We start from the raw sequence: 20,742 nt of genomic DNA, 5'->3' as shown, positions 1-20,742 counted from the left end.
TTCAGAATGACCAAACGCAACCACATCGATACGCTTCGCAATCTGTCCGGCGACATCTGGAACGTCGCCGTCGATGAGCACCAGGCCGGCTTCCTCAAGCGCCGCGATCTGCTGAAATACGCAGCCTTGATCGGCCTCACCGGCTTTGCCGCCTCGCAGGGACCTGCTGGTTTCGGCACGGCGCGCGCTGCCGGCGCCGGCGGCACGGTCCGCGTTGGGCTCGGACAGCCGACCAAGGCGATCGATCCCGTCTCCATCACCGATCCGGCCAGCATCGGCGTCATCAGCCAGGTCGGCGAATATCTCATCCTCGACGATCCCAAGGACGGTCTGCAGCCCAAGCTCGCTCTGTCGTGGGAGGCCGACGAGACCGCCAGCCGCTGGACCTTGAAATTGCGGCCGGGCGTGAAATTCCACGACGGCCGCACCGTCACCGCCAAGGATGTGGTGGCGAGCTTCGAGCGGCTGGTCGATCCGGCCAGCGGTTCGTCCGCTTTGTCTGCCTATAAGGGCATCCTGTCCAAGGGCGGCGCCAAGGTCGTCGACGACCAGACAGTCGCCTTCGATCTCGACGGGCCCAACAGCAACTTCCCCTTCTATGTCTCCTCCGACGTCTACAACGCCGTAATACTGCCGGCCGACTATGCCGGCGATTTCGAGAAGAATTTCAACGGCACCGGCCCGTTCAAGCTCGAATCCTTCCGCCCCAAGCAGGGCGCCAGCTTCGTGCGCAACCCAGACTATTGGGGCGACAAGGCGCTGCCCGACCGCGTCGAGATCAAGTTCTTCGACGACGAGCAGGCGCAGGTGCTGGCGCTGCAGGCCGGCCAGCTCGACGTCGTCCCGAGCACGACCCGGCTGGAATTGGCGATCGAGGGCAATCCCAACTTCAAGCTGCTCAGCGTGCAGGCAAGTTCGCATGACGAGGTGCATCTGCGGACCGACCAGGCGCCGTTCACCGACAAGCGCATTCGCCGCGCCTTGGCGCTCACCATCGACCGCGAGGCGGTGGTCAAGGGCTTGCTCAAGGGCCGCGCCATTGTCGGCAACGACACCCCGTTCGCGCCGATCTTCCCCTCGGCCGATCCGTCGGTGCCGCAGCGCAAGCAGGACATCGCCGAGGCCAAGCGCCTGCTTGGCGAAGCCGGCGTGCCGAACGGCTTCCCGGTGACGCTGACCACCGAGCGCGCCTATGACATTCCCGATTATGCCGTGCTGATCCAGAATTTTGCCAAGAAGGCCGGCATCGACATCAAACTCAACGTGCTGCCGCAGGACGCCTATTATGGCTCGGCGAAGTTCGGCTCGTCGCCATGGCTCGATCCAATCTCGGCATCACCGATTTCGGCCATCGCGGCACGCCCGACATCTTCCTCAATGCCACGCTGAAGAGCTCGGGCGCCTGGAACGCGGCGCATTTCAACAACCCGGCCTATGACGGGTTGCTGCTCGAATACGGCAAGGCCCGCGACCTTCAGGCGCAACGCCTTGCGGCGGGCAAGATCCAGACCTTGCTGCTCGACGAGACGCCGCTGATCATCAGCTACTTCTCGCAATACAGCCGGATCGTCTCATCGAAGGTCGAGGGCGTCCGCTTCACGGCAATCTCGCATCTGCTGCTCGACCGCGTGACGTTCGCCCAGGCATGATTGCGAGACGTCCAGCCACTCCGGGCACCACAATCCGATGCTGACCGGCCGCACTGTGTCGGTGCGGGCAGCCTCGCTTCTGCTCACGCTGTGGCTGGTCAGCATGCTGGTGTTCTTCGCCGGGCAGGTCCTGCCCGGCGATGTCGGCCGCCTCATGCTCGGGCCGTTCGCCGATGCCGAGGCCGTCGCGGCGCTGAACAGGCAGCTCGGCGCCGACCAGCCGGTGCTCGTGCAATACTGGCACTGGTTCAGCAGCGTGCTGTCAGGCGACTTCGGCACCTCCCTGTCGCTGCGTTTGCCGGTGGCGCCCTTCGTTCTGGAAAGCCTCAAGCGCTCGGCGGCCCTTGCCGGAATTATCCTCGTCTTTCTGTTGCCGCTGGGCATCGGCGCCGGCATCGTCGCCGGTCTCAACCAGGGCCGCTTTATCGACCGCCTGATCGTACTCGCCGGCGTGTCCTTCGGCATCGTCCCGGACTTCGTCTCCGGCCTGCTGTTGCTCATCGTCTTCGGCCTGTGGCTGAACTGGTTCCCGATCACCGGCGCTGCTCCCGATGGCGCCGGGCTGTGGGTCAGTGGCTATTATCTGATCCTGCCGGCGCTGCCGCTGGTGCTGAACCTTGCCGGCTACATCGCCCGCATGACGCGGGCCGGCGTGATCGAGGCGCTGGCCGCCGACTATACGCGCACCGCCGTCCTGAAGGGCCTCGAGCGTCGCGAGATACTCATCCGGCACGTGCTGCGCAATGCGCTGACGCCGACCATCGCCGTGCTCGCGACCCAGACCGGTTACATGCTGGGTGGTCTGGTGGTCATCGAAGCCCTGTTCGGCATACAGGGTCTCGGCAATCTGGTGCTCAACGCCGCCAAGTCGCGTGACTTCCCGATGCTCGAAGCCGGCGTGCTGGTCATGGCGACCATCTTCGTGCTGTCGGCCGCGGCAGGCGATCTCGTGAATGCCTTGCTCGATCCGCGGCAGCGCCGCCGTGTCTCGCCATGATGGAACTGATGGAATTGCCGGAGCGCCGTACGCTGCGCTGGCGGGCAGCAAGTCGCATCCGCGAGACTGTTTCGCAGCTGCCGCCCTCGGTCATCATCGGCTCGCTGATCCTGCTGTTCTGGGTCGGCTGTGCCGTGTTCGGCAGCCTGTTTGTGCCCTACGATCCCTATGCCGAGGATTTCCTCGTCATGCTGGCGCCGCCCGACGCGGCGCACTGGTTCGGCACCGACCAGCTCGGTCGTGACGTGCTGTCGCGCATCGTCGTCGGCTCGCGTGACATCCTGCTGGTCGCGCCGGCAGCAACCCTGCTCGGCGTAGCCGCCGGCAGTGTGCTTGGCCTCGTGCTCGGCTATTTCGACGGGCTGATCGACGCCATCGGCGCCAGGCTGCTCGACACGCTGATGGCTTTTCCCTTCATCGTGCTCGTCACCATGACGCTGGTCGCGCTCGGGCCGTCCAACCTCACCGTCATCCTGGTGATCGGCATCGCCTATGCGCCGCTGGTGGCGCGAACGGTGCGCGCCGCCGTGCGCGAACAGCGCGACCGCGACTATGTCAGCGCCGCCCGTCTCGGCGGCGAGAGCGCTCTTTCCATCATGTTCCTCGAGATCCTGCCTAATGTCAGGGAAACCATCCTCATCGAGCTGGTCACAAGGCTTGGCTACGCCTTCTTTTCGATCGCCACGCTGAGCTTCCTCGGCCTCGGCATCCAGCCTCCCTCAGCCGATTGGGGACTGGCGGTCGCCGACGGCTACGGCTTCCTGACCGGCGGCAAATGGTGGGTGGTGATCTTCAACTCGGCGGCCATCGTCTCGCTGGTCATGGCCACCAATCTGATCGCGCAAGGCATGGGCGCCTTCGAAAACAGCGACCGGTGAAGATCGGCGCTCACCAAAGCTGACGCGCAATTCAGGACCGTGCGCTAAAATCGCTCCTTGTGATTCGGCCCGGATAGGGCATCAGAACAAGGAACGGCATGAGCAAGGCTCTCTCCACATTCGCACTGGTCGCGGTGTTCACCGCATTGCTCATGGCGCTCAGCCTGGCGGTTGCCCGGCACGGCTATCCCTATGGCGCGATCGGGGTCCGGCGGCTGGACGGCATCGCCGATGCTGGCTCGTTCCTGCCGCTCGCCGCCGTCTATTTCTTCAGCGCCATGCTGATGATGATCCTGCCGATCCGCGCCGCCGGCATCGTGCTCACCCATGCGGCGGACGCGCTGTTCTGGGCGGTAATCGCCTTGTTCGCGACCATTGTCGGCTGCCTCGTCGCCCGCTGGGCCTTCGGCCAGAGCAGTGTGTTATGGGCGCTGCTCAACTGGCGCTTTCTGTTTGCCGCGGCAATCGTCGGCTGTCATTTCACCGTGAACGAGCTGCGCCGTAACATCCTGCTCAGAAGCCTGTTCTTCGTCATCTTCGCCGCGGCAACGCTGGCTTGCCTGTTCTGGACTTTTCCGAGCTGACAGCGGCCTGCTTCATATCGTCCGTTTTGAGGTCGCGGCTTTCACAGCAGCGCGCCATCGGCTATCCAGTCCGCAGCTAGACTTCAGGCCTCACAGTGTCGTCATTTGTCTGATAAATGATTCAGGCATACGGCACCGCCAGCGAACCATTACAAGGAAGACTGCGACATGACCCTGTTTCGTAAAAATCTGATCGACGGCGAGTGGGTGGGCGAAGCCGGCTCGCGCAACATCAATCCCTCGAACACGGGGGATGTCGTTGGCGAATATGCCTCGGCCGGTGCCGAACAGGCCAAGCAGGCCATCGCGGCGGCCAAGGCTGCTTTCCCGGCCTGGTCGCGTTCGGCGCCGCTGGTTCGCCATGCCGTGCTGAAAAAGGCGTCGGACGAGATCATGGCGCGCAAGGAAGAGATCGGCCGCGCCCTGTCGCGCGAAGAGGGCAAGACGCTGGCCGAGGGCATTGGCGAGACCATCCGCGCCGCCCAGATCTTCGACTTCTTCGCCGGCGAGACGCTGCGCCTGTCGGGTGAATTGGTGCCCAGCGTGCGCCCGGGCGTCGGCGTCGAGATCACCCGCGAAGCCGTCGGCGTGGTAGGCATCATCACCCCGTGGAATTTCCCGATCGCCATCCCCACCTGGAAGATCGCGCCGGCGTTGGCCCACGGCAACACCATCGTCTTCAAGCCGGCCGAATTGGTGCCGGAGAGCGCCTGGACCATTGTCGACATCCTGCACCGCGCTGGCCTGCCGAAAGGCGTGCTCAATTTGGTCATGGGCAAGGGCTCGGTGGTCGGCCAGGCCATGCTTGACAGCCCCGACCTCAACGCCATCACCTTCACCGGCTCGGTCGGCACCGGCAAACGCGTCGCCGCCGCAAGCGTCGAGCATATGCGCAAGTTCCAGCTCGAAATGGGCGGCAAGAACCCGATGGTCGTGCTTGATGACGCCGACCTCGCCACGGCGGTCGAATGCGCCATCAACGGCGCCTATTTCTCGACCGGCCAGCGTTGCACGGCCTCGTCGCGCCTGGTGGTGACCGAAGGCATTCACGACCGCTTCGTCGCCGCGCTCAAGGAGCGCCTGGAAAAGCTCGTCATCGGCGATGCGCTCGACACCAAGACCCAGATAGGACCGGTCGTCGATGCGAGCCAGCTCAAGCAGGACGAGGACTACATCGCCATCGGCAGCCAGGAAGGCGCCAACCTCGCTTTCGGCGGCGAGCGGCTCGATCGCGAAACGCCCGGCTTCTACCTCAGGCCGGCGCTGTTCACCGAGAGCACCAACGCCATGCGCATTTCGCGCGAAGAAATCTTCGGGCCGGTCGCCAATGTCATCCGTGTCAAGGATTATGACGAGGCGCTGGCGGTTGCCAACGACACGCCCTTCGGCCTGACCTCCGGCATCTGCACCTCTAGCCTCAAGCATGCCACGCATTTCCGGCGCAATTCCGAGGCCGGCATGGTGATGGTCAATCTGCCGACGGCGGGCGTCGATTTTCACGTTCCATTCGGCGGCCGCAAGGGCTCGAGCTACGGCCCACGCGAGCAGGGCCGCTACGCCGCGGAGTTCTACACAACGGTGAAGACAGCCTATACCTTTGCCGGCTGATCGGCGGGTGTATAGGTGACTTCGGCGAAAGAGGAACTGACCTGGCTCAACCCGCCGCCGCATCATGTTGTCGGTGACACTACGGTGCATGTGCGCACCGGCAAGGAAACCGACTTCTGGCGCGAAACCTTTTACGGTTTCTGGCGTGACAATGGCCATTTCCTGTATCGGCCGGTCGAGGGTGACTTCAGCGCCGAAGTCACCGTCAAGGGCGACTACAAGGTGCTCTACGACCAGGCCGGGCTGATGCTGCGGCTGAGTGAAACGCACTGGATCAAGGCCGGCATCGAATACACCGACGGGCTGGCTTACTTTTCGGTGGTGGTTACCAACGACACCTCGGACTGGTCGCTGCTCAGCATTCCCACCGGCCCCGACGGCGTGCGCATCCGGCTGACCCGCCATGCCGAGGCGATCCGCATCCAATATCTTGATACCACCGATGGCAAGTGGAAGCCGGTGCGGCTGGCTTATTTCCCGATCTCCAAATCCGTCGATGTCGGCATGATGTGCTGCTCGCCGCAGCGCGAAGGGTTTGAGGTAACATTCTCCGGCTTTACTGTCGGCCCGCCGATTTCCAGGCAATTGCACGACTGACGGCCATATCGATGGCGGACTAACCGTCTGCCTGATGCTGGAAGAACTGTAAAAACAGCTCCCGTTCGGTGGTGATGTCGAGCTTCTCGTAGATGCGGCGGCGGTGGTTCTTCACCGTGCCGACGGTGATGCCGAGCCGCTCGGCGATGTTGGCGGTGGGGTGACCCGCGAGGATCAGCTGCACCAATTCCCGCTCGCGCAGCGACAGCTCCGGCCACAGGCTCGCCGGGATGGTCGGCTCCTGCCGGGGCGAGGCGCCGGGGCCGGTCGGCGCCGATGTGCGGGAGAATTCCGTCCCCCGCGCCTCAATGTCGAGTGCATGCAGCGCCTCGAACACCGGCAGCCGCTCGTCCAGCAGGGCGATCTCGCTCTCCTTGAAGGTGGAGGTCGAGCGGTCGAGGAAGATGCCGAGGCACCAGTCGCCGCCATCGGCCAGCATGATGCCGACCTCGTCGCAGATTTCCGACTGCGCCAGGAAGCCCGCTATGTACTGGCCGCGCTTGGCCTCGTCGTCGGCAAGCCGCTTCAGCGGCAGGATGCCCAGCCGGCGTTCACGCCGCCACGAGGCATAGAACGGGTCGAAGACGTAGTAATTGTCGAGATAGCGCCGGACCATCTCGTCGGAGAAGCGCCGGTGCTTGATGAATTCCGGCGTCTGCGTCGCCGAATATCGGGTCACGGTGACGAGATCGTGCTCGATGTCGGCGCCGATCAGGTCGATCAGGCAGTCGACATGCCTGTCCGTACCGGTGGCGGCAATCGCCCTGGCGAGCGGCCCCCAGATATTGCCCATGCGCATGCCCTTTTCTCGGCGATCCCGGTCCGGCGGACATTGTGTCTTTTGGCATATGGCGCAAGGCCGCCCAAGGAATCTAGCTTGAGCCATCCTACAGCAATCCTGAGGCGACCGTGACCCAACCCAACCTCACCAGCCCCATCGTCGGCAATCCAATCGTCATCGGCATCGACGCCGGCGGCACCATGACCGACACGATCCTTGTCGACCAGGACGGCCACTTCAAGATCGGCAAGTCGGCAACCACGCCGAAGAACGAGGCCGAAGGCTTCCTCGCATCGGCCGAAGACGCGGCCGACGCCTGGGGCATCTCGCTGGAGCAGCTGTTCTCCGGCGTCAACGTCGTGCTCTATTCCGGCACCGGCATGCTCAACACACTGTTGTCGCGCACCGGGCGCCGGCTTGGCCTGATCACCACCAAGGGTCTGGAAGACATGATCCTGATGGGTCGGGGCCTGCAGGCCTGGGCCGACTATTCCTATGCCGACCGGCTGCATGCGGTGACCCACCATCATCCCGATCCGCTGGTGCCGCGCCGTCGCACCCATGGCGTCACCGAGCGCATCGACCAGTTCGGCGACATCGTGCTGCCGCTCTACGAGCATGAAGTCGCGATTGCGGCCAGGAAGCTGATTGCCGACAAGGTCGAGGCGATCTGCATCATGACCATCTTCTCGCACGTCAATCCGGTGCACGAAAAGCGCATCGCCGAGATATGCCGCGAGGAGGTGCTGAAAGCCGGCGCCGACATCCTCATCTACACCAGCCACGAGGTCCGCCCGGTCATCCGCGAACAGTCGCGGCTGAACTCGGTGCTGATCGAAGCCTACGCGACGTCGCGCGGCCGCAAGCAGCTTAGGGGTATCGAGGACGTTTCGAAAAAATACGGCTTCAAATACGGCGTGCAGACGCTGCTGTCCTTTGGCGGCCTGACCTCGATCAACCATCCGCGCCTGCACGAAACCATGATTTCCGGCCCGATCGGCGGTATTCTCGGCGCGGCCTATGTCGGCAAGCTCATCGGCAACGACTCCCTGATCTGCTCGGACATGGGCGGCACCTCCTTCGACATGGGCGTGATTTCGCGCGGCCAGACGCGGATCGAGAACGAGCCGCTGATGGACCGTTTCAAGCTCAACGTGCCGACGCTGCATCTCGACACGATCGGCGCCGGCGCCGGCATGATCCTCAAGGTCGACCCGCTGACCAAGAAAGTCTCGCTCGGGCCGGAAAGCGCCGGTTCCGACCCCGGCCCCATCTGCTTCGCCAAGGGCGGCACTGAACCCACCATCGCCGATTGCGACGCCATACTAGGCCGCCTCAACCCCTATTATTTCCTCGGCGGCAAGGTCGTCTTGCAGGTCGAGAAGGCGCGCAAAGCGTTTGAGGAAAAATGCTCCAGCATCCTTGGCGTCGGGGTCGAGGAGGCTGCCGAAGGCATGATCGACATGCTGGAAGCCGATGCCAACAACGCGCTGCGCCGGGTCATTTCCGGCCAGGGCATCCATCCCTCGGAATTCACGCTGCTGTCCTATGGCGGCTCGGGTCCGCTGCATCTGGCCGGCTGCTCCATGGGCATCGGCTTCAAGGACATCATCACCTTCCAGTTTGCCGCCGCCTTCTCGGCCTTCGGCTGCACCACCGCCGATTTCATGCGTCGGCATTCGGTGTCGACGCAGCACGACATTGGCGCCCGCGCAAGCGATGACGAGCTGCTCGCTTTCGGCAAGAAGGTCACCGACGTCTGGAATGATCTCACCAAGGCGGCGGTCGACGAGATGATCAGCGACGGCCATATCAGAGACAAGATCAAGACCGTGCCGTTCCTGATGATGCGCTACACCGGCCAGCTCGAGGACGTCGAGGTCATGGCACCGCTCGCCGAGGTCAATTCGGCTGACGACATGCGTAGGGTCATTGACGAGTTCGAGGCGGTCTACGCCAAGGTCAACCATCGCGTTTCGCGCTATGGCGAAGCCGGCTTCACCATCACCGAGCTCGGATTGATCGCCACCGCCGACAAGGTCAAGCCGGTGCTCTTGAAGCGCCCGCTCGGCAAGTCGGCCCCGGCAGCAGCGCACAAGGGCGTGCGCGAGGCCTATATCGGGGGACGCTGGCACAAGGCCAATCTCTACGAGATGGACCTACTGCAGCCCGGCCATGAGGTGATCGGTCCGGCCATCATCGAACATCCCGCCACCACGCTCGTTGTTCATCCGCAGGACCGTGTCCACGTCGATGAGTGGACGCTGCTGCATTACACCCATTCTTGAAAGGGCACCGCCATGTTGGACAGACCTGCCTCGGCCCTGCGCCTTCGCGAACGGCTGCTCGATTCAGAACGGCTGATGGAAGAGACCGGCTGCTATGACGGCATCACCGAGCTCACGCTACGCAACCAGGACCCGCTGAAATTCGAGACGCTGCACACCAAGCTGCGCGCCTATTGCGTCTCGGCCCGCGAAATGGCCCGCCGCATCTCGGCCTCGCCCGGCGTGCGCGAAGTCGGCGAAATGGTGGTGGCGATCTATACGCCCGAGGGCGATGCGATCGCGCTGTCCAACGGCATCATGGTCCACGTCCACACGATGAGCCGCTTCATCAAATGGATGATCAAGAACAATTACGAGGAAAACCCGAAGATCCGCGAAGGCGACATCTTTGCCAACAACGATGCCTTCATCGGCACCGTGCAGGTGCCCGACGTCATGGACGTGGTGCCGATCTTCCATGAAGGCACGCTGGTCGGCTGGGCCGGTGCGGTCTGCCACGAGCTCGAAGCCGGCGGCATCACGCCCGGCGGCGACGTCTGCCTGGCGCAGGAGCGCTTCACCGAAGGCCTGTTCGTCTGCGCCGAGAAGATCGGCGAGAATGACGAGATCCGCCGCGACTACGTCATCCGCTGCGAGCGCAATCTGCGCATGCCGATCTACTGGGTGCTCGACGAGAAGGCCAAGGTCGCCTCCTGCATCGACATGCGCGAAAGCGTCAAGCAGCTGATCTCCGAGATCGGCCTCGACTACTGGATGAAGGTGTCGAAGGAGTTCATCGAGGAGGGCCGTCGCGCCCAGCTCGCCCGCACCCGCCAGCTCACCGTGCCCGGCATCTATCGCGGCCACACCTTCTACGGCCATGTCACGGCGGGCAAGCCCGGCTTCCAGCTGCTTGGCGATCCCGACTGGCTCTACAACATCCCGATCGAGATGGAGATCACCACCGACGGCAAGATCACCATGGACTTCGAAGGCACGCAGCCCTGGGGCTACCATTCGATGAACTGCACGCCGGCCGGCATGGATGGAGGCATGTTCGTCACCTTGACCCAGCACATGAATTTCGAGGGCCTCGTCAATGACGGCGCCTGGATGGCGACCGAGCTGAAGCTGCCGCACGGCACTTGGACCAACCCCGACAATGAGATGGTGGCGACCGCCACATCCTGGGCGCTGCTGCTGCCGGCCTATGGCGTGTTCCAGCGCCTTTTGTCGCGCGGCTTCGTCGCGCGCGGCTTCGTCGAGGAAGCCTTCGTTGGCCAGGTCAACAGCCCGATGATTGAGATGGGCGGCGAAAGCCAGTACGGTACGCCGTTCGGCATGGCGCATTTCGAATGCGCCGCCGCCGGCTCCGGCGCGCTGGCCATCGCCGATGGCCTCGACACCGCCTATGTCGGCTGGAATCCGGAATCCGACATGGGCAACATTGAGGTCTGGGAACAGTCGATGCCGATGGTCTATATCGGCCGCTCGATCATGCCCAATTCGGGCGGCGCCGGCAAATATCGCGGCGGCTGTTCCTTCGTCTCGACCTGGCTGATCAACAAGACCTCGCACCTGCGACTGCACACCTCGGAACACTCCTCGCGGGTATTCGACAATGGCGGCATGTGCGGCGGTTATCCCGCGCCGACCTGCCAGAAGCATCGCGCGGTGCGCAACTCCAACATCCACGAACTGGCGGCAAAAGGCGAACCGCTCGCGCATGCCCCAGGTATCGATCCGCATGTCTCCGACTACGAGAAGAACATCGGCGGCGACCATGCCGTGGTCGAAGGCCCCTACATCACCTCGCCGCACAAGTCGGGGGACATCTTCAGCCATTCCTACAATGGTGGCGGCGGTTACGGCGACGTGCTGGAGCGCGATCCGGTCAAGACCGCCTGGGATGTCGAGAACGGTTTTCTCACCCGCCAGGCGGCGATCCAGATTTTCGGCATCGTGCTGAAGGACGACGCCGAGGGTTATCCGGTTGCCGATATCGACGCCACCGTCGAACGTCGTGCCGCCATGCGCAGAGAGCGTCTGGCCAAGGCGATCCCGGTTTCGGACTGGATCGCTGCCGAACGCGGCCGTGTCGAGAAGGCCGACTTCGCGCCCGAGGTGAAGAAAATGTATGCCAGCGCGATCAAGCTGTCGTCGCGCTTCACCAGGGATTTCAGCGATTTCTGGACCGTCGACGCCAGATCGATCTTCATGCCGGGAGCAAAGCCATGACCTCGTACAGCAAGGAAGTCCTCGGCGATCTCTCAGCCGGCAAGCTCCCCTGGCCTCAGACAAAGCGCATCATGAGCGCCTACAAGGACGACGACCGCTTCTTCAAGATGCTCGCCGTCTATCAGGACCGTGTCACCTGGAAGGACCCGATCCTGCTGCCGGTCTCGGATCACCTGTTCATCTGCCAGAGCGGCGACGAGCGCATCACCCGTTGCGAATGCGGCCACTCCTTCGGCGACTACCGCAAGAACTGGAAGCTCAAGGCTGCGATCAACGTGCGAAACACCGAGGAAGCGCTGCGCGAGATCTATCCCAACAGCGATATCCCCGATCCGCAATGGATGGAAATCCGCGAATTCATCTGTCCGGAATGCGGCACCATGCACGAGGTCGAGGCGGCGGCACCCGGCTATCCGATCGTGCATGATTTCGAACCCGATCTCGAAGGCTTCTATCGCCAGTGGCTGGGCAAACCGCTCTAGCGACGTGGTGACCAGCGCTGCAGGCAAGGTAGCGCTCGTCACCGGGCTGGGTCTAAGACTATCGCATCAAACATCGTATCGGAGATTCACTGCCCATGACAGACCTTTCCGGCCGCAGCGCGATCGTCACCGGCGGGTTTTCCGGCATGGGCTTCGCGATTGCGACGGCGTTGGCGCAAGCCGGCGTCAATGTAGCGGTCGGCTCCTACATCGTCCCCGCCGGCGCCGAAAGAACCGACGCCGCCTACTATCCCGGCGCAGATGAAATCGAGCGCGTGCGGTTGGCCCTGTCTGCCCACGGCACCAGGGTTTATGCCGCCCATCTTGATGTCCGCGACAGCGATGTGACCAACCGGTTTGCGGCTGACGCGCAGGCCGCCATCGGCCCGGCCGACATACTGGTCAATGCCGCGGGCACCACCGCCGAACAGCCGGTCTGCGGCCATTCCGACGCACTGTGGGACAAGATCGTCGACACCAATCTCAGCGGAGCGTTCCGCGTCACCCGAGCTGTGCTGCCCGGCATGATCGAGCGCGGCTGGGGCCGTGTCGTCAACATCGGCTCGACGGCGGCTTCCGTCGGCTGGAAGGACAACCCGGCCTACTGCGCCTCGAAGGCCGGGCTGCTCGGCCTTACCCGCTGCGTGGCGCTGGAAGGCGCCGCGCACGGTGTCACCTGCGTCATGATCAGCCCCACCTGGGTCGAGACCGAACTGATGCGCCGCAACGTGACGCAGGTCGTCGAGCGTGAGGGCAAGGGCAGAACCGCCGAGGAAGCGATGGCCGAGATCGCCAAGGGCAATCCCCAGCAGCGCATGCTGCAGCCGCAGGAAATCGCGGCACTAGCCGTGTTCCTGTGCTCGGATCTGGCCAAGGGCATCACCATGGAAAACATTCAGGTCACCGGCGGAGCGCTGTGGTAGCTGTCACCGCTTGAATTTTCAAACGAGCGAGCCGTATTAACGCCATTTGTCGGTTGCATGGTCGTTTTGGCCCTGCCCGCGGCAACTTTACCCCTCGCGGCAAATTTACCATTGAGTGACAGGCGATAGAGGTTATATTGTGCACTGCACAATGGATGCCCGCTGATCGGGTCCGGCAAGGGCAGGTTCCGGCGATCTCGCATGTAAGGGCGGACCTGACGCAGAAAAGCCGACCATGGGCGCTTAAGCCCAGCCGAAAGGCGGTAGCATGAGAAATCCGGTACGGATATGAAGATCCCGAAATCCATTCTGATCGATCCGGACAACAACAAGGCCTATGCCGCCTTCGCCGTTGCGGTGTCGGTGTTTGCCTTCGCCTACTCCACCAATTTCGGCCAGATCCTGATCCTCGCCTACTATTTGGTATGGCTGCCGCTGCTGTTCGTCGATTACCGGCGTTTCGCCCGCGATCTCTCCAGCGCCTGGCTGCCGCTGCTGTTTGCGGCCTATGTCTGCCTGTCGCTGTTCTGGTCGCAAGCGGCCGGCACCAGCGCGCGGGCGGGGCTGCAATATTTCTCCCACATGCTGTGCGCCTACATCGCGGCGCGCACCATTAGCACGCGCACGCTGGTGCTGGGCTCGCTAATCGGCATCTTCATCGTGCTGCTGTATTCGCTGAAGGTTGGCGCCTATGCGCTCGACACTATCGACGGCACCACCAATTTCGTCGGCGCCTTCGGCTCCAAGAACCAGATCGGCTTCTTCGCCTCGCTTGGCATCTTCTTCTGCTTCGCTTTTCTGGCCTTCTACCGGCGCAACTGGATGAGCTTCGTCTGGACCGCGCCGATCATCCTGCTGTCGGTCTATATGCTGGCGATCGCCCACTCGGCGACGTCGGTCGCTTCGCTTCCGGCGGTGATCGGTGTCGTTGCCTTGCTTGCCATGAGCAAGGTTCTGTCACGCCGCTACCGCCGCGTGCTGTTCGTCGTCGGCGCTACCGCGCTGGTCGGCGGTGTGATGGCTGCGCTGAACCTTGGCCTGCTCGATGTCGTGCTCGGCATCTTCGGCAAGGATTCGACGCTGACCGGCCGCACCTATCTCTGGGAACAGGGCTGGGCCGCCGCGCAGCAGCGTCCGGTGCTCGGTTATGGCTATGCCGCCTACTGGATCCAGGGTTTTGCCGATCCGGAACGGCTCTGGGCCGAGTTCTACATCTCCACCCGCACCGGCTTCCATTTCCACAACACCTATATCGAGACGCTGGTCGAGCTCGGCTTCATCGGCGTGACGATGCTGGCGCTGATCATCCTGCGCTCCTTCTGGGGCCATGTTTCGAAGGTGGTGTTCGGTGACTGGAGCGCCGATTCAGTGGTGCTCGCCGGCGCGGTCGGCATGATGCTGATCCGCTCCTTCTTCGAGGTCGAGATCCTCGGCCCCTATTTCATGGCCTCGTTCATCGTCTATTACGGCCTGTTCAAGCTGCGCCCGGTGCCGCTCGCCAGGGCAAGGCGGGCCTATGTTCCGGTGCCGGACGAGAACACCGCCAACGGCCGCATGCCGGCGCGCGTCTGACTTGCTTATCTCAGGCGACGGCGCGCTTGCGCAGCATCAGCCGCTGCAGGAAGCGGCGCAACGGCTCGTCATAGAGGCGCGTGGCGATGTCGGCGATGACGATGACGGAAACCGCCATGACGATGCCGAACCAGGGATGATGCGCGAACGGGTCGATCGCTGCGGCCTTGCCCGCCCCGGCGATGATCATCAGCAGCGGCGTGTGGATGATGTAGATTGGGTAGGAAATCCGCCCCAGCCAGCCATAGAGGCCTGACAGGCGCGGCGCCGTCGGCGCAATAGTGCCGACCACCACCAGCGCCGGGAAAACAAAGACGACGCAGGCGAGATCGTAGGCGACGCGCGCGCCGCCGACCGGCGCGATGGCAAAGACAACGAGCGTCAGTGCGATCGCGGCCTCTATCCACCAGCCGCGCCGCAGAAAGCCGAGCCCGCTTTGATAGCGTGTCATGGACCGGCAAAGCAGCACGCCCAGGAAGAACGAGAAACAGACGCGTGGCAGGCCGCTGATGATAGTCGATCCGGTCATGCCGAAGTCGAGGGTGCCGGCAATGATAGAGACGACCACCAGCAACACCAGACTGACGGCGATGAGCGTGCTCAGCACGCGTTTCGTCAGCAGGAAGAAGACGGCGACATAGGCTATGTTGACGATCAGCTCGAAGAACAGCGACCACGACGCGGGGTTGAGCGGAAAGATCGTGTGATAGGCATCGCTGACCAGCGGGATGAAGAACATGCCGGTCGTCAGCATGGTGCCGATCTCGGAGATCGGCATGTATTCCGCCGGAATCAGCCGGTTCTTGACGACGAGATAGAAGAAACCGAGCAGCGTGCCGGCGAGGTAGAGCGGGTAGAGGCGTATCAGGCGGATCGCCACGAAGGTGCCGACGCCCATGCCGTTTTCGATCTTGCGGTCATAGGCATGCGCGATGACGAAGCCGCTGAGCAGGAAGAACAGGTCGACGGCCAAATAGCTCGACGGCAGCACCTTGCCGGCGGCCAGGAACGGCGAGAAGTGGTAGAGCATGACGCTGATCGCCGCGACGCCGCGGATGGCATCGAGATTGAGGTAGACGTGGCGCGGTGCGGCGGGCTGCATGGAATGCCTTCAAGCGGTCGAAAAACGGAAGTTCCCGCCCGCACCCTGGCGCGAACGAGCCGAACTGGTTCCTCCCGCCTCCATCGCGCGGGCCTCGCCGAGCGAGCCCGAGCGCTAGAGCAATTCCGGGAAAAGTGGGAAACGGTTTTCCGTCCGGAATTGCTCCAAACAAACAGGTTACTGGCTGGCCGTCGGCGCCAGCTTCACCTTGATGACGTCGCCCGGCAGCACCGGCGTATCTTCCTTGGCGTCGATCTCGCTGGTCTTGCCGTCCGTCACGCGCACCAGCGAATAGATGAGCGCCGGCTCTTCATTGTGGTTTGTGATGGCGGCGGTCGTGGCCGGGTCCGATGCCTGGGCCATCAGGCCCTGTTGCATGTTGACCCTGAGTGCGGCTTCGTTGAGGTCTGCTTCGACCTGCTGCCGGTCGGCGGCAAGTCTCGAGTTCAACGTGTTCTGGGCATCGATGGCATCCTGCGTCGCCTTGCTGACCGACTGCTTGGCGGTGAGGATCGCCGTCTCATAGTCCAGGATCTTGCCCTGCAGATCGGTGACCGACTGTTGCGAGGAAAGCAGGCGTGCGTTGGCGACCAGGCCCTTTTGCGCCAGCGGACCGATACTGTCCGCCTGCTGCTGCGCCAGGTCGACCTGCTTTTGCTGGTTGACGATCTTTTTCTGCAGCGCCTCGATTTCGGACTGCAGGACCCCTTTCAGATCGTCAAGCGCCTGCAGCTTCAGCTTCAACGCTTTCTGGTCGGAGATCAGGATCTGCATTTCGTCGGAGACGATTGTCGCCAGGCGCGGGTCGCCCTCGACTTCCTTAGGCGCCTCGAAACTCTCCTTGCCGGCGAGATCGGCATCGATGCGGGCACGCTTGACGATCAACCGCACGCGCTGGTCGTCATAAATGTCGAAATTGCCCTTGGCGGTGATCAGGTCCTTGCCGAGCTGGGTGCCGAAATCGGCGTTGCGCCGGATGCCGCCGGCGATGCTGATCGCCTTGAGCACGGTCAGCTCCGGCACATAGGGAAACTGGCCAGGCGTCTGGATCTCGCCCGAGATGTAGAACGGCCGGAACTGCACCATTTCCACCGAGGCTTCCGGCTTGTCCGACAAGGCAAGCTTGCGCTGCAGGGCGACGCTGATCGCGGCCGCAACCTCCGACGTGGTCTTGCCGGCGGCCGGCAGTTCGCCGACGAACGGCACCGACAAATTGCCGGCGGGACCGACCGAATATTCGCCGTTTACCGCCGACCAGTCACGGAACGTGCCTTCCACCGTCTGCCACTCGGCGACGCGGATGTTGAGCTTGTCCTGCGAGCCGAGCCGGTACTCGTCGGCCATGGCTGGAACCGCGAGCGACAGAGCGAGGCACGTGGCGACGAGCCGTGCCGGCCGCATCGGGCCGGCAAGGCGAAAATACGCTGATATGTCTGTTTTCAACTGAACTTTTCCGATCCGTTTTGGCCCCATCCGCCCGATAGGCCTGCTGCCGAGTGCCTCCTTCGGAACCTGGCAGAACACTATGGCTGCAATGCGAGACCGGCCCATCGCCGAATAGCTTTGGACCGGATTGGCTTTGGGCCGTGCCGGCCCGATTGCTGACCAGTTGCGGTCGGTCAGTAGGAACCGCGCGACATCCACACCGCGGGCACGGTCTTGAGGATGATGCGAACGTCTTCGAACAGCGACCAGTTCTCGACATAGTGACGGTCGAACGCGACGCGACTGTCATAGGAGACATCGTTGCGTCCGCTGACCTGCCAGAGCCCGGTCAGGCCCGGCCGCGACTTCAAATAATAGACCGCGGCGCTGCCGTAGATCTCAAGCTCGTCGCGCACCACCGGGCGAGGCCCGACAAGGCTCATGTCGCCCTGCAGGATGTTGATGATCTGCGGCAGCTCGTCGAGGCTGAGCTTGCGCAGAACGGCGCCGACGCGGGTGACGCGCGGATCGTTCTTCAGCTTGCGGGTCGCGATCCATTCGGCGTTGGCTTCCGGATTGGCCGCGAGATAGGCGGCCAGCACACGTTCGCCGTCTTCGACCATGGTGCGGAACTTGAGGCAGGGGAAAATCCGCCCACCGCGTCCGATGCGCTTGTGGCCGTAGAAGATCGAGCCGCCGTCGGAAAGCTTGACCAGAAGGGCCACCATCAGGAAGAGCGGGCTAAGCGCCACCAGGCCGACAAGTGAACCGAAAATATCGAAACTGCGCTTCAGCAGCCCGCCGATGGGTGGCGGAAAATCTACGCCGACATGCGAAAATGCCGCATTGGCCGACTTGGCAACGTCCCTCATGCAAAAGCTCCATACGTTGAACGGATGGTTTATGCCACGATACCAAAAAAATGCTGCAGCGCAACACACAATTTCCCATATGGCTGAAATAGTCACGTCAGGAATTGACTAAATAATAAACCCTCCTTGCCCAAATTTTGCCCTTTATGGCGGGTTTGTGACGAATAATTAGCAACCCTAGGAAATGTAATGCCTTTTTTCGGCGGGTTTTGGGCAAATCGTCCTTTGCCGCAGAGGGAACGGCTTTAAACGATTTTCGAATCACTCGCTTTGTTAAATTAATCAAGTAAAATACTAATCAACATTGTAGATTCTACTGTAGTATAAAGCGCATGACGAGTTAGGCCACCACCCCTGCGTGTGCATCGCAGCATGGCGGAGTCCAAGCCGCCGCCAAGCCGAAAATTATTGCAGGTTGCCCTTGCCGTCAGTTTCGCGCCTTAATAGAGTCGCAAATTATTCCTGATAGAGTCTGGATGGGTTGGGAAGGCCGGAAGCAACCGGCCGAAAAAGAGCAGCTAAATAAGCTCGCATGGCGAATGGGGAGATACTCGGGTGGGTAAGTCATCGCTTTTGCATGCTCGGGCCGGTTGACGGGCCGCCGAACATGTCATTACCAAAATTCGTCATTGGAATGGTTTTCGCCCTCGCGATCGTGGTCGCGTGGTCCTATGTCGACGGCGCGACGGTCACCACAACGGTGCTTCGCGTCATCGGCTGCGCTGTCCTCATCCAAATCGGTTATTTCCTGCTGGTGTATGTGATGATCGCCAGGAGCGCGCCGACATCGGCCGACAGGGCTCGCGACGCCGAAAGAAGCCTCGGCGCCGACAAGGCGGTTGAAGGCGAGAAGCTCTCGGCGAGGCGCAGCGTGCATTGAGCAGTCTGAAGCCGCAAGGTCGGCCTCGGATCATCTTGCAGCCGGACTCAGCCTGCTTCGGCCGGCTCGGGTTCCGATTGCTCGCCTGAAAGCATTTTCGACAGGCGGCTGCCGGCCTTCGCTTTCAACCTCTGATATTGCCCGACTTCGACGATTCGTCCGTTTTCGACTGCAACCACCCAGTCGGCGAAGGCGATCATCGATGGCCTGTGCGCAATGGTCAGGATCGTCATCGATCCGCGCAAGCCGTCGATCGATTTGGCGATCAGGGACTGATTCTGCCAGTCGAGCGCGCTGGTCGCCTCGTCGAGAATGAGCAGCGAAGGTTTGCGCAGCAGCGCGCGCGCCAGCGCGATGCGCTGGCGTTCGCCGCCCGAGAGCCGGACGCCGCGGTCGCCGACCACCGTGTCGAGCCGCAACTCCAGCCGCTCGACGAAGTCGGCGCCATGCGCGGCGCGCAGTGCAGTCCACAGCTCCGCGTCACTGGCTTGCGGCGCGGCAAGGCGCAGATTGGCGGCGATCGTATCGTGCAGCAGGAACACGTCTTGCGGCACATACGCCACCTCGTCGCGCCAGCGCCGGCGGTTGGCGGCGCCGATCTCGACGCCATCGGCCAGGATCTTGCCCTCGCTCGGTTCGAGCAGGCCAAGCAGCATGTCGGCAAGCGTGCTCTTGCCCGATCCTGACGGACCGATCAGCGCCGTTACCTTGCCGGCGGGAAGGCCAAAGGTGACATCGCTCACCACCGGCTTGCCGCCGGCCTCATAGGCAAAGGAGACGTTGCGGATGTTGAGCCCGACATCGAGCGACAGCTTGGCATCCGATTCGCGGTTTGCCGGCTCGCTTTCGGCATCGAAACGCGCCTGCATGTCGCGCATCGAGGCATAGGCCGGCAGGTTGATCAGTACCTGCTGCGCCTGCATCTGCATGTCCATGAAACGCGGCGCGATGCGCATGAACACCAGAAGCAGGACAACGATCTCGGCCAGCGAGAGGTTGAAGCGGACCAAAGCGACATAGATGAACAGGCTCAGACCAATGACGCTGGCGACCTGGAACAGAGCGGTGCCGATGGTGCTGTTGCGCACATAGTTGATGTTGTCGGCCTTCATCTTCTCCAGCGTCGCGCGAAGCTGCGCGTAATAGGTCGCCTCGACATTCAGACTCTTGGCCACCTTGATGCCGCCGAGGAACTCCGAGACCGTTCGGTACTGCTCCTGGCGATTGCTGGTCAAGACCCGGCCGAAGGCGCTGGCTCGTGCCCGAAACGGCTGCAGCGCCAGGAAGGTGACGATGCCGACGACAATGGCAAACGCCGTCATCACTGGCGAAATGAACAGCGAGACAACGAGATAACCCGCCAGAAGCACGGCGATCTGCACCAGCATCAGCAGCGAGAACGCCGCCGACTGCACGCGGTCGATATCGCCGGTCAGCGCATGGTCGAGATCCGAGCTTCGCATGCGCGCGAATATCCCCCACCGCGCCTTGCCGATGCTCTCGAACAGGTTCATGCGCAGGCGATTGATGAAGTCGAGCAGCAGCCGCGCCATGTAGACGGATTTATAGCGGTTGAACGCTGCCTGCAGCGCGACAAGCCCGACCAGCAGGCAAAGCACCGTGGTCAATTGCAGCGTTCCGTCCGGAGCCAGCCAGCGCACCCAGTCGCGGTCAGGCAACCTGACCGCGAAATTCTGCTCGGGTCGCCCGACCAGATGCAGCAGCGGCACCAGAAGCAGGATCGAGATGCCTTCGGTCAGGCTTCCCAGGATCAGGAACAGCAATGCCGTGAAGGTCCTGCGCCCGCCGATCCGGGCCATGGCGGCGCCGAAGCCGGCGACATCGCGGTAAAACGAAAAGCGCAGGATCTGCGATGCGGACATGTCA

General features: G+C 62.7%; 16 protein-coding genes and 1 pseudogene. 12 read left to right on the top strand and 5 right to left on the bottom strand.

What is annotated here, in order from left to right; genetic code table 11:
* The first annotated feature begins 6 nt into the window (after positions 1–6).
* The 6 genes and pseudogenes from NKL04_RS22650 (at position 7) to NKL04_RS22620 (ending at position 6,313) form a co-directional block, all read left to right on the top strand.
* A pseudogene (locus NKL04_RS22650) lies at positions 7–1,649 on the top strand (ABC transporter substrate-binding protein).
* A gap of 37 nt (positions 1,650–1,686) precedes the next feature.
* Entirely contained in the window at positions 1,687–2,646 is a 960-nt protein-coding gene (locus NKL04_RS22640) for an ABC transporter permease (RefSeq protein WP_023689971.1), read from the top strand.
* The gene (locus NKL04_RS22635; protein WP_023702352.1) at positions 2,643–3,524 is read left to right on the top strand and encodes an ABC transporter permease; all 882 of its coding nucleotides are present in this window, start codon (positions 2,643–2,645) and stop codon (positions 3,522–3,524) included. The genes NKL04_RS22640 and NKL04_RS22635 overlap by 4 nt, the downstream gene beginning before the upstream one ends.
* Before the next feature lie 98 nt (positions 3,525–3,622).
* Entirely contained in the window at positions 3,623–4,108 is a 486-nt protein-coding gene (locus NKL04_RS22630; RefSeq protein WP_023702351.1) for a hypothetical protein, read from the top strand.
* A 168-nt stretch (positions 4,109–4,276) separates the two neighbouring features.
* Positions 4,277–5,716 carry an aldehyde dehydrogenase family protein gene (locus NKL04_RS22625; RefSeq protein WP_023702350.1) on the top strand — a complete coding sequence of 480 codons (1,440 nt, stop codon included), beginning with the start codon at positions 4,277–4,279 and terminating at the stop codon, positions 5,714–5,716.
* 15 nt (positions 5,717–5,731) lie between these two features.
* Positions 5,732–6,313: a DUF1349 domain-containing protein gene (locus tag NKL04_RS22620; RefSeq protein ID WP_023702349.1), complete on the top strand. Its 582-nt coding sequence runs from the start codon at positions 5,732–5,734 to the stop codon at positions 6,311–6,313.
* Positions 6,314–6,332: 19 nt separating this feature from the next.
* Here NKL04_RS22620 and NKL04_RS22615 read toward each other — a convergent pair whose 3' ends face one another.
* On the bottom strand, positions 6,333–7,112 hold the full coding sequence (locus tag NKL04_RS22615; protein ID WP_023702348.1) for a helix-turn-helix transcriptional regulator: 780 nt from the start codon (positions 7,110–7,112) through the stop codon (positions 6,333–6,335).
* A gap of 110 nt (positions 7,113–7,222) precedes the next feature.
* Between NKL04_RS22615 and NKL04_RS22610 the strand changes: the two genes are divergently transcribed.
* The 5 genes from NKL04_RS22610 (at position 7,223) to NKL04_RS22590 (ending at position 14,576) form a co-directional block, all read left to right on the top strand.
* Positions 7,223–9,382 carry a hydantoinase/oxoprolinase family protein gene (locus NKL04_RS22610; RefSeq protein WP_023702347.1) on the top strand — a complete coding sequence of 720 codons (2,160 nt, stop codon included), beginning with the start codon at positions 7,223–7,225 and terminating at the stop codon, positions 9,380–9,382.
* 12 nt (positions 9,383–9,394) lie between these two features.
* On the top strand, positions 9,395–11,599 hold the full coding sequence (locus tag NKL04_RS22605; RefSeq protein WP_023694214.1) for a hydantoinase B/oxoprolinase family protein: 2,205 nt from the start codon (positions 9,395–9,397) through the stop codon (positions 11,597–11,599).
* A complete protein-coding gene (locus NKL04_RS22600; RefSeq protein ID WP_023702346.1) occupies positions 11,596–12,081 on the top strand; it encodes an acetone carboxylase subunit gamma in 486 nt (161 codons plus the stop codon). The genes NKL04_RS22605 and NKL04_RS22600 overlap by 4 nt, the downstream gene beginning before the upstream one ends.
* Before the next feature lie 95 nt (positions 12,082–12,176).
* Positions 12,177–13,004 (top strand): SDR family NAD(P)-dependent oxidoreductase, encoded by an 828-nt coding sequence (locus tag NKL04_RS22595; RefSeq protein WP_023702345.1) that lies wholly within the window; start codon positions 12,177–12,179, stop codon positions 13,002–13,004.
* Between the two features lie 288 nt (positions 13,005–13,292).
* A complete protein-coding gene (locus NKL04_RS22590) occupies positions 13,293–14,576 on the top strand; it encodes an O-antigen ligase family protein (RefSeq protein WP_023689977.1) in 1,284 nt (427 codons plus the stop codon).
* Between the two features lie 10 nt (positions 14,577–14,586).
* Here NKL04_RS22590 and NKL04_RS22585 read toward each other — a convergent pair whose 3' ends face one another.
* The 3 genes from NKL04_RS22585 to NKL04_RS22575 form a co-directional block, all read right to left on the bottom strand.
* Positions 14,587–15,678: an acyltransferase family protein gene (locus tag NKL04_RS22585; protein ID WP_023711268.1), complete on the bottom strand. Its 1,092-nt coding sequence runs from the start codon at positions 15,676–15,678 to the stop codon at positions 14,587–14,589.
* Between the two features lie 177 nt (positions 15,679–15,855).
* Complete coding sequence (locus NKL04_RS22580; RefSeq protein ID WP_023702343.1) at positions 15,856–17,079, bottom strand: polysaccharide biosynthesis/export family protein; 1,224 nt, start codon at positions 17,077–17,079, stop codon at positions 15,856–15,858.
* A 218-nt stretch (positions 17,080–17,297) separates the two neighbouring features.
* Positions 17,298–17,975, bottom strand: coding sequence for a sugar transferase (locus NKL04_RS22575; protein WP_023668816.1), 678 nt, complete (start codon positions 17,973–17,975; stop codon positions 17,298–17,300).
* A 607-nt stretch (positions 17,976–18,582) separates the two neighbouring features.
* Here NKL04_RS22575 and NKL04_RS22570 point away from each other — a divergent pair.
* Entirely contained in the window at positions 18,583–18,855 is a 273-nt protein-coding gene (locus NKL04_RS22570; RefSeq protein WP_023668815.1) for an exopolysaccharide production repressor protein, read from the top strand.
* 47 nt (positions 18,856–18,902) lie between these two features.
* Here NKL04_RS22570 and NKL04_RS22565 read toward each other — a convergent pair whose 3' ends face one another.
* Positions 18,903–20,738, bottom strand: a complete 1,836-nt coding sequence (locus tag NKL04_RS22565; RefSeq protein ID WP_023702342.1) for an ABC transporter ATP-binding protein — start codon at positions 20,736–20,738, stop codon at positions 18,903–18,905.
* Positions 20,739–20,742 lie beyond the last annotated feature (4 nt).

The organism is Mesorhizobium sp. C264A (assembly GCF_040324515.1).
Classification (GTDB): Bacteria; Pseudomonadota; Alphaproteobacteria; order Rhizobiales; family Rhizobiaceae; genus Mesorhizobium.
Note: the sequence above shows the minus strand (reverse complement) of the source record. Positions and strands in the feature narration are given on the sequence as shown.

What these genes read in the sequence shown, in the direction of transcription:
- NKL04_RS22640 (WP_023689971.1), top strand. Translation starts at nt 1,687, where the DNA reads ATGCTGACCGGCCGCACTGTGTCGGTGCGGGCAGCCTCGCTTCTGCTC.
- NKL04_RS22635 (WP_023702352.1), top strand. Translation starts at nt 2,643, where the DNA reads ATGATGGAACTGATGGAATTGCCGGAGCGCCGTACGCTGCGCTGGCGG.
- NKL04_RS22630 (WP_023702351.1), top strand. Translation starts at nt 3,623, where the DNA reads ATGAGCAAGGCTCTCTCCACATTCGCACTGGTCGCGGTGTTCACCGCA.
- NKL04_RS22625 (WP_023702350.1), top strand. Translation starts at nt 4,277, where the DNA reads ATGACCCTGTTTCGTAAAAATCTGATCGACGGCGAGTGGGTGGGCGAA.
- NKL04_RS22615 (WP_023702348.1), bottom strand. Translation starts at nt 7,112, where the DNA reads ATGCGCATGGGCAATATCTGGGGGCCGCTCGCCAGGGCGATTGCCGCC.
- NKL04_RS22605 (WP_023694214.1), top strand. Translation starts at nt 9,395, where the DNA reads ATGTTGGACAGACCTGCCTCGGCCCTGCGCCTTCGCGAACGGCTGCTC.
- NKL04_RS22600 (WP_023702346.1), top strand. Translation starts at nt 11,596, where the DNA reads ATGACCTCGTACAGCAAGGAAGTCCTCGGCGATCTCTCAGCCGGCAAG.
- NKL04_RS22595 (WP_023702345.1), top strand. Translation starts at nt 12,177, where the DNA reads ATGACAGACCTTTCCGGCCGCAGCGCGATCGTCACCGGCGGGTTTTCC.
- NKL04_RS22590 (WP_023689977.1), top strand. Translation starts at nt 13,293, where the DNA reads ATGAAGATCCCGAAATCCATTCTGATCGATCCGGACAACAACAAGGCC.
- NKL04_RS22585 (WP_023711268.1), bottom strand. Translation starts at nt 15,678, where the DNA reads ATGCAGCCCGCCGCACCGCGCCACGTCTACCTCAATCTCGATGCCATC.
- NKL04_RS22580 (WP_023702343.1), bottom strand. Translation starts at nt 17,079, where the DNA reads ATGCGGCCGGCACGGCTCGTCGCCACGTGCCTCGCTCTGTCGCTCGCG.
- NKL04_RS22575 (WP_023668816.1), bottom strand. Translation starts at nt 17,975, where the DNA reads ATGAGGGACGTTGCCAAGTCGGCCAATGCGGCATTTTCGCATGTCGGC.
- NKL04_RS22570 (WP_023668815.1), top strand. Translation starts at nt 18,583, where the DNA reads ATGTCATTACCAAAATTCGTCATTGGAATGGTTTTCGCCCTCGCGATC.
- NKL04_RS22565 (WP_023702342.1), bottom strand. Translation starts at nt 20,738, where the DNA reads ATGTCCGCATCGCAGATCCTGCGCTTTTCGTTTTACCGCGATGTCGCC.